This window comes from Deinococcus cellulosilyticus NBRC 106333 = KACC 11606, assembly GCF_007990775.1.
GTDB lineage: Bacteria > Deinococcota > Deinococci > Deinococcales > Deinococcaceae > Deinococcus_C > Deinococcus_C cellulosilyticus.
This window is the reverse complement of sequence record NZ_BJXB01000032.1, coordinates 1-14,992: the sequence shown is the minus strand read 5'-3', so window position 1 is coordinate 14,992 and position 14,992 is coordinate 1. Positions and strand designations below refer to the sequence as shown.

General features: G+C 56.7%; 13 protein-coding genes. 2 read left to right on the top strand and 11 right to left on the bottom strand.

Annotated elements, in window-relative coordinates:
* Positions 1-44 precede the first annotated feature (44 nt).
* Positions 45-401 carry a nuclear transport factor 2 family protein gene (locus DC3_RS24305; protein ID WP_146889641.1) on the top strand — a complete coding sequence of 119 codons (357 nt, stop codon included), beginning with the start codon at positions 45-47 and terminating at the stop codon, positions 399-401.
* Between the two features lie 173 nt (positions 402-574).
* Here the strand turns inward: DC3_RS24305 and DC3_RS24300 are convergent, their stop codons facing one another.
* The 11 genes from DC3_RS24300 to thrS all read right to left on the bottom strand — a co-directional run bounded on the left by DC3_RS24300 (position 575) and on the right by thrS (position 14,026).
* Positions 575-1,870, bottom strand: a complete 1,296-nt coding sequence (locus DC3_RS24300) for a Gfo/Idh/MocA family protein (RefSeq protein ID WP_146889637.1) — start codon at positions 1,868-1,870, stop codon at positions 575-577.
* A 156-nt stretch (positions 1,871-2,026) separates the two neighbouring features.
* The gene (gene melA, locus DC3_RS24295) at positions 2,027-3,364 is read right to left on the bottom strand and encodes an alpha-galactosidase (protein WP_146889634.1); all 1,338 of its coding nucleotides are present in this window, start codon (positions 3,362-3,364) and stop codon (positions 2,027-2,029) included.
* A 97-nt stretch (positions 3,365-3,461) separates the two neighbouring features.
* The gene (locus DC3_RS24290; RefSeq protein ID WP_146889631.1) at positions 3,462-4,367 is read right to left on the bottom strand and encodes a 1-phosphofructokinase family hexose kinase; all 906 of its coding nucleotides are present in this window, start codon (positions 4,365-4,367) and stop codon (positions 3,462-3,464) included.
* A complete protein-coding gene (locus DC3_RS24285) occupies positions 4,364-5,218 on the bottom strand; it encodes a class II fructose-bisphosphate aldolase (protein ID WP_146889628.1) in 855 nt (284 codons plus the stop codon). The genes DC3_RS24290 and DC3_RS24285 overlap by 4 nt, the downstream gene beginning before the upstream one ends.
* A complete protein-coding gene (locus tag DC3_RS24280; RefSeq protein ID WP_146889625.1) occupies positions 5,215-6,168 on the bottom strand; it encodes an SIS domain-containing protein in 954 nt (317 codons plus the stop codon). The genes DC3_RS24285 and DC3_RS24280 overlap by 4 nt, the downstream gene beginning before the upstream one ends.
* Positions 6,169-6,252: 84 nt before the next feature.
* On the bottom strand, positions 6,253-7,200 hold the full coding sequence (locus tag DC3_RS24275) for an N-acetylglucosamine kinase (protein ID WP_146889622.1): 948 nt from the start codon (positions 7,198-7,200) through the stop codon (positions 6,253-6,255).
* Positions 7,200-8,465, bottom strand: coding sequence for an ABC transporter substrate-binding protein (locus tag DC3_RS24270; RefSeq protein WP_146889619.1), 1,266 nt, complete (start codon positions 8,463-8,465; stop codon positions 7,200-7,202). Before DC3_RS24270 ends, DC3_RS24275 begins: the two co-directional genes overlap by 1 nt.
* Positions 8,466-8,582: 117 nt before the next feature.
* Positions 8,583-9,461 carry a carbohydrate ABC transporter permease gene (locus tag DC3_RS24265; protein ID WP_146889617.1) on the bottom strand — a complete coding sequence of 293 codons (879 nt, stop codon included), beginning with the start codon at positions 9,459-9,461 and terminating at the stop codon, positions 8,583-8,585.
* Positions 9,448-10,392, bottom strand: a complete 945-nt coding sequence (locus DC3_RS24260; protein WP_146889614.1) for a carbohydrate ABC transporter permease — start codon at positions 10,390-10,392, stop codon at positions 9,448-9,450. Before DC3_RS24260 ends, DC3_RS24265 begins: the two co-directional genes overlap by 14 nt.
* Before the next feature lie 28 nt (positions 10,393-10,420).
* A complete protein-coding gene (locus DC3_RS24255) occupies positions 10,421-11,872 on the bottom strand; it encodes an endo alpha-1,4 polygalactosaminidase (RefSeq protein ID WP_146889611.1) in 1,452 nt (483 codons plus the stop codon).
* A 264-nt stretch (positions 11,873-12,136) separates the two neighbouring features.
* Positions 12,137-14,026: a threonine--tRNA ligase gene (gene thrS, locus DC3_RS24250; protein ID WP_146889608.1), complete on the bottom strand. Its 1,890-nt coding sequence runs from the start codon at positions 14,024-14,026 to the stop codon at positions 12,137-12,139.
* A gap of 549 nt (positions 14,027-14,575) precedes the next feature.
* On the opposite strand from thrS, the gene DC3_RS24245 reads away from it, so the two are divergent.
* A partial coding sequence (locus tag DC3_RS24245) for a LacI family DNA-binding transcriptional regulator (protein ID WP_146889605.1) occupies positions 14,576-14,992 on the top strand: 417 nt, incomplete at its 3' end.

The following is a 14,992-nucleotide window of genomic DNA, read 5'->3' as shown; positions in this document are numbered from 1 at the left end:
CAAGTGCAGTGGTGTGACCCCAATTCATTTCAGGAGCGTTCTCAATGTCACAGACCCAGAAGATGAAAATGGTTCTGGAAGAGGCCAATCAGGCCATCACCAGAGGAGATTTTGAAGGCTTTTTGAAGTTCTGCACCGAAGACACCGAGTGGAACTTCGTGGGCGACAGGACCCTCAGAGGCAAAGAAGCTGTGCGCGAGTACATGGAAACCGCCTACAGGGTGATCCCCACCTTCAGCATCCATCACATGATCGCAGAGGGTGACTTTCTGACAGCCATCGGCGAGATCACTTTGACCGACGAACAGGGAAAGGCCACACACTACAGGGCCTGTGATGTCTGGCGCTTCAGGGACGGCAAAATGGCTGAATTGCAGGCTTATGTGATTGAGGCTCCCTGAGCATTGGCCTTAGAGCACTGAGGCTGAAGTTCCCCTGCTTCTCGCTATGGCTCGAAGCTGTCCCCCTTGACGAAGGGGGATTGTAAGCCGTCTGGGATGGTTTGCATCTGAAACAACCAACAACCCCCCTTTGTTAAGGGGGGACCACCAGGCGAAGCGAGGTGCAGGGGGACCTAAACCAGTGCCCCCACTGAAGCCCGTCCACGGAAGTCTTCCATGTCCACTTTTGTGTTCTGGTGTCGGGCTTCCTCGATGGCGAAGGCCAGATACTGGCTTTCGAGGTACTGACTGGTGGGTTCTATGGTGCCATTTCGGACCGACTGAACGAAGGCCTGACACACCCCATCATCCCCTCCACCGTGACCCATCCCTGCCGTGCCACTCGGGGCCTGAATGGGAATCTGGTGGCCTCCGGTGAGGTAAGAGGTCTCGAAGGTGTGGGGTTCCAGCCAGATCTCCTGCTTGCGGTCGGTGAAGGCTGCTGTGAGGGTGGCTTTCGTGCCATCAATGCGCACGTAACGGCCTTCCTCGCCAGAGTGACCGTGCATGGCCAGGGTGCCTGAACCTCCACCAACGAGTTCGAACATCACCACCTGATTGTCCACCACGTCATTGTCGGACTGGTACACACAGACGCCATAAGGACCTTCCTGCAAGGCCTGAATGCGACCTTCCAGACTCATGTCGGTGCTGATGACATTCACAGGCCAGCTCACATAATCGGTCAAGTAGATCTTTGCCGCATGGAAAGAGCATGTTTCAGCCACAGGGCATCCGTCCAGACAGCGTTTTGGGGCTCCAGCAGGTTTGTTTTCTTCCCGGTAATGGAGCAGGGAGCCAAAACTGGACAGCTGCTTGATGCGTTTTGGAAGAATCCAGGCCAGCTGATCCAGATCGTGCGAGCACTTCGCCAGAATCATCGGGCTGGATTTGGCCGTGTTGGACCAGTTCCCACGCACAAAAGAGTGTGAGTAGTGAATGGCCGACACGTTCTCAGACCACTCGAAGTGCACGACCTCGCCCAGTTGACCGGACTGCACCACATCATGAATGGTTGAGAAAAACGGGGTGTAACGCAGCACGTAAGCAAGCATCAACACTTTGCCAGAAGCCTCTGCGGCCTCGGCAATGCGCACTGCACCAGACAGATTGTTGGTGATGGGTTTCTCCAGAAGCTGGTGGTAACCCTTCTGCATCACTTTTGTGGCGCTTTCCTCGTGGAGGTGATCTGGGAGCGCATTCACAACGGCCTGAATGGGAAGGTTTGCATTTAAAGCATCCTGCCAGTTTGCAAAAGCCTGACTTGCAGGAATGCCATGCTCCTCCATCATCCTTTGCCGTTTGGCAGGATCAGGATCGGCCACCGCGACAAACTTCAGCTGGTCGGGATGTTGTAAAGCCCAGCGGGCAAACACATCATACCCCCGGCTGCCTGCGCCTAGAAGAAGTGCCTGAATGGGTTCGGTCATGGAAAGTACCTCTGGGGGTTGGGGGAGTGGATGGGGGAGAGCAGAGCCTTGAAGAAGTGCACTGCAAGCTTCAAAACGGGATGGTCCCTGAAAGGGTTTGACAACTGTTGAAGTCCAGAATACCTTACGCCCGGCTCTCGGCTCTGGGCTCTCGGTTTAGTCCCCGATTGCAGCCCTTGCACCACTCGCCATGTATCTGGGCAGATAGGCCTTCTGAGCTTCTGCCAGTTCATCAAACAGGCTGCGGGCTTCCTGCAAAGAGCAAACTGCGGCGGTGAGAGGGTCGAGCATCAGCGCGTGGACTGCAGCTTCACGGTCCTGCTCCAGAATGGAGGTGACAGCCAGATCATGGAAGGTCATGTGCTGTCGATCCAGGGCGGCAAGGTGCTCTGGGAGGCATCCGAAGTGGGTGGGCTGGATTCCGTTGTGATCCAGTAGGCACGCCACTTCCACACAGCCATCCTGAGACAGGTTGTCGATCAGGCCCGTGTTTCTCACGTTGCCGTGAATCACCTGAGGGCGATTGAAGGTCAGTGCCTCCACAATCTGGGAACCAAATTCGTGGCTGCGTTCCAGTTCCATGGCCTCAACCCCTCTGGCGATGGTTTCCCTGGCATGGCGGTCATGGTCGGACCTCCAGGTGGGCCAGTTGTGGGCGTAGTAGCCACTTTCGCCCCGGTAGCCTGCGCGGGTGTGCTTCTGGATCAGGTCTGGTCGCTTGCGGAAATACGGGGTGTACTCAGAGACATGTCCGCTGGATTCGGTGGTAAATGCCCCCAGGTGCAGCAGCATCTCAAAACGCACAGGGTCTCTTTCGTAAATGTCTTTCTGCTTTGCAACCCGGATGAGTTCGGGGTACACGTCCTGCCCGTCCACTTCCAGTTTGGTGAACCAGCTCAGGTGGTTGATGCCTGCGCACTGGTACCTGAGTTTCTGGTACGGCACCCCGATGTATTCCGCGATCTGCTGTGCGGTGCCCTGCACGCTGTGGCACAGGCCAATCACCTGCAGACTGGTGGCACGGGTGGCCAATAAAACCAGGGCGCTCATGGGGTTGGTGTAGTTCATCACCACGGCTTTCGGGCAGATGCGCTCGATGTCCCTGAGGATGGAGAGCCAGCTTGGGGCGGTTCTCAGGAATTTGAAGAGGCCTCCTGGCCCGATGGTGTCCCCAATGCACTGGTCCACCCCATATTTGAGGGGGATGTCGTAGTCGTACTGCACGTTCTCTAGACCGGAAACCTCAATGCAGGAGATCACGAAATCTGTGCCTGGAAGGGCCTGCAAGCGGTTGGTGGTCGCGGTCACCCGGAAGTTCTTTCCAGATTTCTGCACGGCCAGTTCTGCCAGCTGATGGGCCAGCTCCAGACGGATGGGGTCGATGTCGACCAGGGCAAATTCACCTGTCTCCAGCCCCTCAATGCACAGCACATCGGTGACCATCTGTTGTGCAAACACTGCGCTTCCCGCGCCCAGAATGACGATCTTGGTCATGGTTCTTCCTCTCTGAACAGGGTGTCTGCCTGCCAATCTCTCGGATGGTCCGGACACCTCGGGCCTCCGTGTGTCTCATGTTGTCGAAAGGCAAAAATCAGGAGGGTTGCAAAGACCGGGTCTGCTGGTACAGCTCGGTGACCCCTTCTCGGGTCACGAAAGCAGGTCCCCCTTTGCGGGCACACTCTGCCCCTGCCGCCACACCCCAGCGCAGCGCTTCTTCAGGGGCGTAACCCTGATCTGTGGCCCACAGGTAGGCACCCAGCAGGCTGTCTCCGGCCCCGATGGGGTTTTTGACCATGATGGACGGAGAACGCACATGATGCACTTTTTCATTCACCAGAGCTGCCCCCTGGGCACCGAGTGTCAACAGAATCGGGGTTCTGTGGGTCTGGTACAGCTGAGAGGCAGCTTCAAAAGCCTCTTCCATGCTGTTCAGTTTGCTGCCCACAATGCCTGCCAGTTCATGCTCGTTGGGCTTGCACAGCAGCACCCCCTGAGAGATGGCGCTGGTGAGGGCTGGACCACTGGTGTCCACCACGGGTTTTGCAGGGAGTCTCTGCAGCAGGTCCTGAAAGTGGCCCAGGGTGTCCCCCGGAGGGAGGCTCCCACAGATGGCCAGTTTCCCTTCAGGCAATTTCTCCATCAGGGTTTGCCAGTCCTGATGGTTCACGGTCAGGCCTTTTTCGTTGATCTCGGTGGGGTGATCACTGCCATCCAGCAGAATCTGGCACTCGCGGGTCTCTCCAGGAAGCTCCAGAAACACACCCTCCAGACCTTCCTGCTGCATCAGATGGCGGAACTTCAGGCCATTGAATCCTCCCAGAAACCCTGCCAGCAGCACCTCTCCACCCAGGGCACGCACCACACGGGCCAGATTCACCCCTTTGCCTCCCGCGTATTCCACACTGTGATTCACACGGTGCAGGTTGTTCGGGGTGACCTTGCGGTCCAGGTGCAGCACCCGGTCAATGCAGGAGTTGGGCGTCAGGGCGATGATCATAGGACCTGCCCACTGCTCCCGAAGTTCTGGATCAGGGTGCGCACCCGCTGGGTCATCACTTCACGGGCGTAACCCAGGTACTTGCGGGCATCGTACAGTTTGGGGTCTGAAAGCTGTTCTCGCACCCCACGGGTGAATTCCAGCATCAGTTCGGTGGCGACATTCACCTTGGAAATGCCCTCATGGATGGCAATGCGCAGGTCTTCGGGGGTGGCTCCGCTTGATCCGTGCAGCACCAGTGGGGCGGCGGTCTGGTGGGCCAGATCCCGCAGGTGGGGGATGTTAAGCATCGCGGTTTTTTCGGTCTGTTTGTGGCTGGTGCCGATGTCCACGGCGACGGCATCCACACCCGAGACCTTCATGAAGTCCTCCAGGGCACTGGCAGACAGGTGGGTGGCTTCCCGTTCCCCTTTCTGGGTGACCTCGAATTCTCCTTCCACAGCCACACCGAGGGCATGGGCGGTCTTGGAGAGCAGTTTCAGACGTTTGGCGTTGCCGTCCAGATCGAGGTCGCCCCCTTCCAGCATCACCATGTCGTAACCCAGGGCCACAGCGGTCAGAGCACTCTCCAGGGTTTCTGCATGATCGAAGTGCAGGATCACCGGAATAGAAGCATGTTCCCTGAGGCTCTGGCACACGGCAGTCAGGTGTTCCAGGCCAGCGTATCTTGCAGCGTTTTCTGAAACCTGCAGGATCACCGGAGCATTTTCCAGTTCCGCAGCCTGCACGATGGCCTCTGCAGTTTCCAGGTTCACGGCATTGAATGCACCAATGGCGTAACGGTGCTCGCGGGCGTGGGCCAGCAGTGCTGCTGCACGGTTTTTGGGTTTCAGTCTCAGGGCTGCGGTCATGACAGCACCACCACTTTGGTCAGGTGACGGGGTTTTGTGGTGTCCAGATTTTTCAGCTGGGCCAGACGCTCACCGATCAGTTGCAGCACGGGCAGGGCCAGCAAAGCTGCCAGTTCGTTGTTTTCGGTGGGGTAGGGCAGAGACACGTCTCCAGGACCACCAACACCGAGCACACGGGCTCCTTTGCTCTGCAGGTCTCCGGTCAGCCTGGCTTCCAGGGCATGGGTTTCATCGTTGTACAGCAGCACAGCCAGGGTTCTTTCGTCCACCAGGGTGATGGGGCCGTGACGGTACTCCATGGGGTGGTAGGCCTGGGTGTAACTGAGGCTCATCTCCTGCAGTTTCAGGGCACCCTCGTTGGCCATGCCGTACAGGTGGCCTCCGCCCAGGTAGACGAAGTGTGAGCGTCCCACCAGCAGACTGTCAATTTCAGAGGCAGAGCGGTGCAGGAACTCTTCAGCACGGTCCACATCAATCTCGGAGATCTCAATCCCCATCAAACGCATGCTGACCAGCAGCATCAGGCTTGCAGAGGAGGTCATCACGATGCCTTCACGGGCGTGGGTCTCGGCGTAGATCGGCAGGTCGCTGTTGCGCTCCAGGGTGCTGCCCTTCTCACAGGTGATCCCGATGACCAGATATCCCTGCTGTTTGCTGTACTCCACAGCCTCGATGGTCTCCGTGGATTCTCCGCTTCTGGAAAGGGCAATCACCTGCACCTGCTCAGGGGTGTAACTGCTGGCATGGTGGGTCCACTCGCTGCCTGCAACCGGCTGGGAACGGAACCCGTGACGGTTGAGGAGGGCGCTGACGGTCTGGGCCAGATAAAACGAGGTGCCGCATCCAACGACAATGGTCAGTTTTTCGGGATCAAGACGGGGAAGCTCGAGTTGAAGCGCGGATTTCCAGAAGGAAAACTGTTCAAAAATGCTCTGTTCGGTGACGTTCATTGGGACTTCCTTTCTGAGAGTGAAACGATGAGAGAGGAACTCTCAGTGGGTGAAGGGGAGAGGGTACGGGGGTTGGGGAGGGAATTATCCCTGATACCCCACGGCGGACATGGCATCCTTTACGCGGTCCAGCGGTCTGTCCCAGCCTGCAAGTTTTGCTGCGTGCCAGACAGCTCCTGAGAGGGGACGAAGCAGGGGTTCCTGAAGCTGGCTGTCTGGTAAGCGGTCTTTGACCCCATCCAGCACCAGCTGGCTTTTGAACAGGGACCCGGCGTAGCTCCAGGTCAGGGGCTGATTCTGCAGGCCCAGTTTCTTCCAGGCCGCTTCGATGTGGTGGGCCAGATGCTGACTGGACCCAGAAAGAATGTCCAGTGCAGTTCTGTTCCCTGCGCGGGCCATGCGGTCCACCAGCTGTGAGAGCGCAGCGATCTGGGATCTGGGGTGGTCCAGCGTGTAATACCAGGAGAGCAGGTCTCTGGATGGGTCTACACTGTGAATGCTGAGGTGTTCCAGCAGGCTGGATTTAAAAACATCGTCCTGCAGCCTTCCGTCCAGGGTGTGGGTCAGCAGAGAGAGGGCCTGCTCTCCAATCCAGTAGCCACTGCCTTCATCTCCAAGCTTTTCACCCCAGCCTCCGACCCGGATGTGCTGTGTGCCGTCGCTGCCCCAGGCCATCGAGCCTGTTCCGGCGAGCATCAGGACCCCTGCGGACCCGCAGAAAGCCCCTTCAAAAGCCACCTGCACATCGTTCACCACGTCATACCGGATGTTGGAGACCCAGTTCTCGATGGTCTGGTCCTGCATTCGGGAGTAAGCATCCACTTCTCCGTATCCAGGGAGTCCAAAGCAGGCTGCGGTGAGGTTCACCTGGGGCAGGGAATTCAGGAAGCTGATCAGGGTGTCCTGCCACTTCGGGTTGTCGAAGGGATTCACGCCCGTGGTGTAAAAAGGCCCCAGGGTGGTGCCTGACTCGCTGAGCAGGAGGGCAGCGGTTTTGCTGCCACCCCCGTCCAGTCCGAGAACGAAGTTCATCAGTTGCTCCCGATCACTTTCCCCTGATTGAGCAGGTTCTGCATGTCCTTGGTGGCATTCTTCACGGCGTCTGCCACTTTGGCATTGCCGGTCCACACCAGGTTCATGCTGGTGTTCAGGGCGGTCAGGACTTCAGGCAGGTTCGAGAGGTTCCTCACATCGCTGTTGATGATCACCGAGTTTTTCAACTGGTCAAACACCACACCAGCGTTGCGGCCAGGGAGGGCCTGCAGGTACTGGGTTCTGTACTCGTCGGCCAGGGTGGGGAGGAGTCCCTTCTGGGCGATCATGCGCTGGGCCTGGGTGCTGGTGTTCAGCCATTCGATCAGTTTGTTGGCGGCTTCCTTGTTCTTGCTTCCGGCAGGAACCACCAGGGCGTGGGCACTGAAGACCGGACGGGCGGCCTTGCCTTTCTGGAGGCTGGGGAAAGGAGCATAAGCCCAGTCCAGATCGGGGTTCTGGGACCACACGGGCACCATCCAGGAGCCTTCCACGAAGATGCCCACCTGACCGGCGAGGAACTGCTGGTAGCCCTGCTGGCCCACATCGGCGGGTCCTGCGCTGACCTTGTGCTTGTAGATCAGGTCGCTGAGTTTCTGGGCGGTGTCACTGAAGGTGCGATCCAGGTTGGCCTTGAAGGTCTTGCCGGACTTGCGGATCACCCCTTTGCCCCCGTTGGAGTAATAAAAGCTCATGCCGTATTCGAGGTCGATTTGCAGGTCCTGGGCGTTGATGCCCCAGATCTTCTTGCCGTCTTTCTCAAAGGTGAGTTTCTTGGCGGCGTCCAGCATCTGGTCCCAGGTCCACTCTTTGGTGGGAATGGCCACGCCACGCTCTTTAAACAGGGCACGGTTCACGAAAACCGTCACGGCCTGGGGTCCGAGGGGCACCCCGTAAAGCTTGCCTCCCACACGGTAGGGATCGAGCATGTTCTTGTTGATTGCAGAGAGGGATTTTTCAGGAACAGAAAGGGGAGCGAGGGCACCCTGGGACTGGTAGAAGGGGAAGTTGTCCAGGTTCATCCACATCACGTCGAAGGTGCTTCCACCTGCGGTCATGGCTGCGGCTTTCTGCCAGTACACGCCCCAGGGCACCAGGTTGTATTTCACGTCGATGGTGGGGTTGGCCTTCTCGAAGGCGGCAATCAGGGCCTCGTCGGTTTTCTGGCGGGTGGCGTCCCAGGTGGCGTAGTCGATGGTCACTTTCTGGGCGGAAGCAATGCCGAGGGCCAGCAGGGAAAGGGTCAGACCAAAAGCTTTTTTCATATGGGTACTCCTTGTGCACTTTCGGGAAAACTGAGCTTTGCTCAGTTTTGCCTGAGGGAAGCGAATGGAAATCTTGGCCAGGGGGAAGAGATCAGGCTTTCAGTGCCAGATCTGGGGTTATCCCTTGATTCCGCTGGTGATCGCGGAATCGGTGAGGTATCTCTGAACGAACAGGTAAGCGATGATGGTGGGCAGGCTTGCCAGGGTGGCTCCGGCCATCAGGACCGGCACATTGACCGAGAACTGGTTCTGCAGGCTGAGGAGTCCCACGGGAAGCACCATCTTGTCCTGGGACTGCAGCACGATCAGGGGCCACAGGAAGTTCTGCCAGTTGCCCAGGAAGGCGAAGAGCCACGCGGCAGCAATTGCGCCTCTGGAAGCGGGAATCCCGATGTGCCACAGGGCGGTGAACCAGGTGCCCCCATCGACCAGAATGCTTTCTTCGAGGCTTTTGGGCAGGTTTCTGAAGAACTGAAACAAGAGAAACACCGTGAAAGCGTTGGAGATGCTGGGGATGATCAGGGCGGCGTAAGAGTCGTACCAGCCAAACTGTTTGACCATCAAGAAGGTCGGAATCAGGGTGACCTGCCAGGGCACGATCATGGACAGCAGGTGGGAGCTGAAGAAAAGGTCGTTTCCGGGGAAACGCAATCTTGCAAAAGCATAGGCTGCAGGGGCTGCAGTCAGGATGTTCAGGGAGGCGATGGCCACAGAAGTCCAGACGCTGTTCACGAACATCTTCAAAAAGGGAATGGTGTCAAAGAGCTGCTGGAAGTTTTTGAGGTTCCATTCCTTCGGGAGCCAGACCGGAGGCCAGGCGTAAGCTTCGGTGGGGGTCTTGAAACTGGTGAAGATCATCCACAGAAAGGGCAGGAAGATCATCAATGCGCCGAGAGACAGCACGAACACAATCAGGTACTGGTTTAAGGGGGCTTTCACGGTTTTGCGGGCCTTTTCGTGGGTGACAGGCAGGTTCTGGGGTTTACTGTTGGTCATAATTCACCCACTGTCTCTGCACGCGCCATTGAATCAGGGTCAGCACGATCAGGAAGATGGCCAGAATCCAGGCGAGGGCTGCAGAGTAGCCGTACTTGAAGTACTGGAAGGCGGTCTTGTAGATGTACACGGCGATGGTGGTGCTGGAGTCTCCAGGTCCCCCGTTGGTCATCACCAGCACGGCATCGAACACCTGGATGCTGGAGATCAGGGAGAGCACCATCACCAGAAAGATGGTCGGGCTGATCATGGGGAGGGTGATCTTCAAAAAAGCATTCCATCCGGTGGCCCCGTCCAGTTGTGCCGCTTCGTAAAGCTCCTTTCGAACGTTGCTGAGCGCCGTCAGGAACAGGATCACACTGGTTCCCGAGCCCTGCCAAACCGAGAAGAGGGCAATGGCGGGAAGCACCCATTCAGGCGAGGCCAGCCATGCAGGGCCTTTGATGCCAAACCAGCTGAGCATCAGATTGATCAGGCCCTGCGGGTTGAGCAGCAGTTGCCAGAGGAGGGCGACAGCAACACCAATGGTGACCATGGGGAGGTAATAGGTGGTGCGGAAGAAGGTCCGAAGCCAGCCTGCTTTCAGGTTGTGGATCAAAGTGGCAATTGCCAGGGACACGGCAATGCCGATGGGGACAGAGAGGAGCACGTAAGTGAGGGTGTGCTGAATGGAGCGCACCACCCGGTCATCGCTGAGCGCCGTCTGGTAATTCTCAATGCCGTTGAACTGGCTCCTGAAGTTTTCCAGGCTGGGCTGGGTGAGTCCTCCCCAGCTGGTCATGGAGATCCCCATGGAGGCCAGGATCGGAAACACGGCGAACACCAGAATCCCGATGGTGGAAGGCAGAATCAGCAGGTAGGCGAGCAGGGCTTCCTGCTGCCTCAGGTTGCTGAGTTTCTCTTTGGGTTTGCGGGTTGGCTGAATCAGCATGGCTCCTCCTGTCTCTTACCTTCAATCATCACAATTCAGGGATGTAGAGCTGGTCCAGCATCAGGTTGGCAACGTAGGGAATGAAGCCGTACTCTCTGGCACGCACGTAATCGTTGGTGATGGTGGCGGTATCGTCTGGGTTGGCGTAATCCTGGGCCAGCACAACCAGGCCCCGCTTGGCGTAAGAGGCCACAAAGTTGGGATCGCCCTGCACAGCGTGATATTCCTTCTTGTTGAAATCCCAGGCGCTGGAGAACCCTTCGAACATCACGGCATCCACCAGTTCGGCGGTCTGTTTGAGGAGGGAGAAGCCTCTGTTCTGCACGATCACAGCATCAGGGTAGGTTTTGCGCAGCTTCTCAACGGTGGCCACCAGTCCAGGAGCGGCCTGAGGATAAACATCTGCGGTGTCAAGGGTGTCCAGGAAAACCCCGTCGTAACCCTGGGCAATCAGTTTTCCAGTTTCACGGACCATGATGTCCTGCCATCCGACTTCGCTGGCGTTCACGAACTTGGAGCCCCAGTTGGCATTGGTGCCCAGCACCCAGCTGTCTTTCACTTCGCCGGCCCATGCGCTTCCGGGATCAAGTTCCCCGATGCTCAGGTAGGCCACCACGCGGGTGCCGTTTTCATGCAGGGCATCAAGCTGCTCTTTTGAAAGCCCGGGCTGGGTGATCGCCAGATCAAAGTTGCTCAGTTTGCTGATGGTTGCTGCATCTTTTCCGTAATAGGTTGCAAAAGAAGAGATGTCAGACACCCGGCTGATGATCGGGGTTGCGCTTTCCTGTGCCACCTGATACTTGCCGACCAGGGATTGCGCATCTTGCAGGGTCTTGTTGAAGCTCAGGATGCCGTAGTTGGTTTCGGCGTTGAAATCACCACCCATGGGCCACAAAGGGTATTCTCCAGCTTTCTGGTGCTCGCGGCCCACCTTCAGGTTCCAGGCGCTGCCGTCTCCTGCTGCAGCAAAAACACCCTTGCCTAGAGGGAAAGCCACTTCCACGATCCAGCGGTTGTCCTCAATTTTGGAAGCCGTCTGGTACTCGGTGGTGGCGGTGTAGTTCTTGAAGCGCACGCCTGCGGGGTTGATGGCAAAGTGCTGGCTGGTGGGCACTTTGTCGGTGCGGTTGGGCTGGAAGTAGATTTCCAGCACGTCATCGTTCCACCATTCGGGTGCGTCCTGAGCAAGCTTGGCCAGCACTGTATCTTTGGCCTGATTGAACACACCCACCAGATAGAGGTTGTCCTTGTCATAAGCCACCTGGAAATAACCTTTGGAACTGACTGGAACAGAGGGGAAGCCGTTGGACATCTCGATGGTGTACTGGGGGAGTCCAGCCCAGTCGCTGAGGTCCCCATCGAGGGTGATGGTGCGCTCGGTGGCCTGGGCGATGTACTCGGGTTTCAGGCTCTGGGCATGAGCAAGGGAAAGAAAGCAGGTGAGCATGAGTGAGCCGGTGATCAGGGTCTTTCTGTGCATGACTTCCTCCGGGAAATAAAACAAGACTGCGGCAAGGCCGCTGCAACATCAGGGAATTTCTGTACCCTCATCCTAGGGGATCATGTGATCAAAGTCAATCATTCTGGTAAGCGAATGTGATCATCTGGTGATTCGACTTGGAGATATATGACTGAACATGCCATCATCCTGGGATCGGTAAAGGGTCAGACGTTTCTCTCGCGTCTGTCCTGAAAACAAAAACCGGCCATCTGGCCGGTCTCAATGCAAAGTGGTCAAACAGAATCAAAAAGACGGATTGCCATGGAGCAACTGGTCCACCGAGGCTCCTCTCAGTTTCTCCAGCAAACCCTCAACAGACATCACCTGCTGTTCCTTCACCCCACGTTCCCTCACGCTGACCTGATTTTCCTGCGCCTCCCGATCTCCCACCACCAGAACCAGGGGGATTTTTTGCAGTTCTGCATCCCGGATTTTGGCCTGCATGCGTTCGTTTCTCAGGTCCACCTCTGCACGGCCCTGATGTGCCCGAATCTGAGAAGCGACTTTCTGGGCGTACTCGATGTGCCTGTCTGCAATGGGAATGATTTTTGCCTGCACCGGAGCAAGCCACAGGGGGAACTCGCCTGCGTGATGCTCCAGCAGCACCCCGAAGAAGCGTTCCATGCTGCCGAACAGTGCACGGTGGACCATGAAGGGGCGTTTTGCCTGCCCATCCTCGGCAATGTATTCCAGCCTGAAACGCTCTGCCAGATTGAAATCAAACTGGATAGTGCTGAGCTGCCACTGCCTGCCCAGGGCGTCTTTGACTTTCAGGTCAATTTTGGGACCGTAAAATGCCCCTCCACCCTCATCAATGTCATAAGGCAGATGGGCTTTTTCAAGAGCTCTGCGCAGGCTTTCCGTGGCAAGGTCCCAGTCTTTTGCCTCTCCCACAGACTCCTCTGGACGCGTGGACAGGTAGGCCGTGAAATCTGAGAGCCCAAAGCTTCTGAGCACAAACAGCGAGAACTCCAGGGCTCTTGAGATTTCTGCTTCCGCCTGATCTGCCGTGCAGAAGATGTGGGCATCGTCCTGGGTGAATCCACGCACCCGTGTCAGTCCGTGCAATGCACCCGAAAGCTCATAACGGTACACCGTGCCAAATTCAGCGTACCTGAGAGGGAGCTCGCGGTAAGAGCGCTTTTTGTTTTTGTAGATCTCGATGTGAAACGGGCAATTCATGGGTTTGGCGTAGTAAGCCTCACCATCAAGGTCCATCGGGGCGTACATGCTGTCTTTGTAGAAATCCAGGTGACCGGACGTTTCCCACAGCTGCGCCCTGCCAATGTGGGGAGAGATCACCCAGTCGTAGCCATGCATCAGGTGGGCTTTGCGGCTGAATTCCTCGATGAGGAGGCGCACCATCGCCCCTTTTGGCTGCCAGAGAATCAGGCCCTGACCGACCTCCTCGGAGACCATGAAGAGTTCGAGTTGCTGCCCCAGTCTGCGGTGGTCCCGTTTTCTGGCCTCTTCCTGCTGCCACAGGAAATGTTCCAGTTCTTCCCCCTCATGGAAGGCCACCCCATAAATCCGTTGCAGCATGGGCCTGCTGGAATCACCCTTCCAGTAGGCTCCCGAAACATGCGTCAATTTGAACGAAAAGGGAATCATGCCCGTTGCAGGCACATGAGGCCCTCTGCACAGGTCCACAAAGTCCCCTTGCCGGTACAGAGAAATCACGGCATCTTCAGGTAAATTTTCCAGCAATTCCAGTTTGTAAGGCTGATCTGCAAAATTGCTGGCGGCTTCCTCTCTGGACACTTCTGACCGCTGAAACGGCAGGTTTTGACGGATGATTTCCCGCATTTTTTCTTCTAGCAGCGGCAAGTCTTCTGCCCGGATGGGCACAGGCAGGTCAAAGTCATAATAAAAACCATTCTCAATGACCGGGCCCATGCCAAATTGGATGGGGTGCTCTGATCCAAAATGCTGTTTGACTGCCTTGGCCAGCACATGGGCCAGAGAGTGCCTGACAAGCTGTGCTGCCACTCGGTCCTGCAGTGCAATGGGCTGTGCTCCTTCTGGCTTTGAAGCAAACAGGTCATGAATGATTCCAGATGCAGACTGGAATCCGACCACTGGGTTTTGCTGGAGGTGGTCGGCTTGTTTGGATGGTTCAGGGTTCACTTTCATGATTTCAGACCTCTTTCGGGAACAAAAAAAACCGGCCTGTGCACCAAACGCAGGCCGGGGGATCACCGATGGAGCTTTTAAGCCCAGGTGTCCCCCTGCATGGTGGTGGTGAAGTTCCGGTTCATTGTCTGGAGTGTAAGGGCCAGCGAAGCAAAGCGTCAAGTAGGCCAACTGGCGATTGCCAGGGTTTTCTGCAGTCAGAGGTTTGAGGACAGCAGAGAGACTCTGAAAACGTTTTCAAATGTCCAGAGGGTCTGAATGCGACAAAAAGCGTTTAATGATCAGGCTTTTATGCCAGAAATCTTGAGGGAATGAGAGAAATACAGCCGGAAGCTGGATCTTCCTGTCCCCAGGACAGCTCATTGTTGCTCACGAAACCTGATCTCAGGACAAAACCATGGGTATTGACAATCGATATCGAATACCGATATCATCATGAAAACTTCACTCAAACACTGTTCCAAAAGCAGTTTCTCGGTCGTGCCTGTGTGCAGAAGTCGAGAAGTGCCTGGGGAAGCCAAAGTCTGAAAACGCTGTCAAGGAGGACATGTGCGTGAGACTGTGACCTTAAATCATGTTGCCCGGGAAGCTGGAGTTTCCCCCAGCACCGTCTCGCGGGTGATCAATGGCACCGCCCAGGTGGCCCCAGAAAAACATAAGGCCGTTCTGGAAGCCATTCAACGCCTGGGATACAACCATGGTGTGATGAACAGAAGTCCCTTTCAGGAGCCCTCTTTTACCATTGGCGTGGTGACCCAGGAGATTTCCAGTCCTTTTTACGGAGAAATTCTCAAGGGCATTGATCAAGGTCTGGAAGGGAGCCCCTACCACCCCATTTTTGCCAGTGGACAGGTCAGAAAGCCTGCGCTGAGAACTCCATTCGCCCGCCTGCTGGAAAAAAATGTGGATGCCATGATCGTCCTGGACGGTCTGGTGCCCGAGCGTGAACTGATCCTGCTGGCCAAA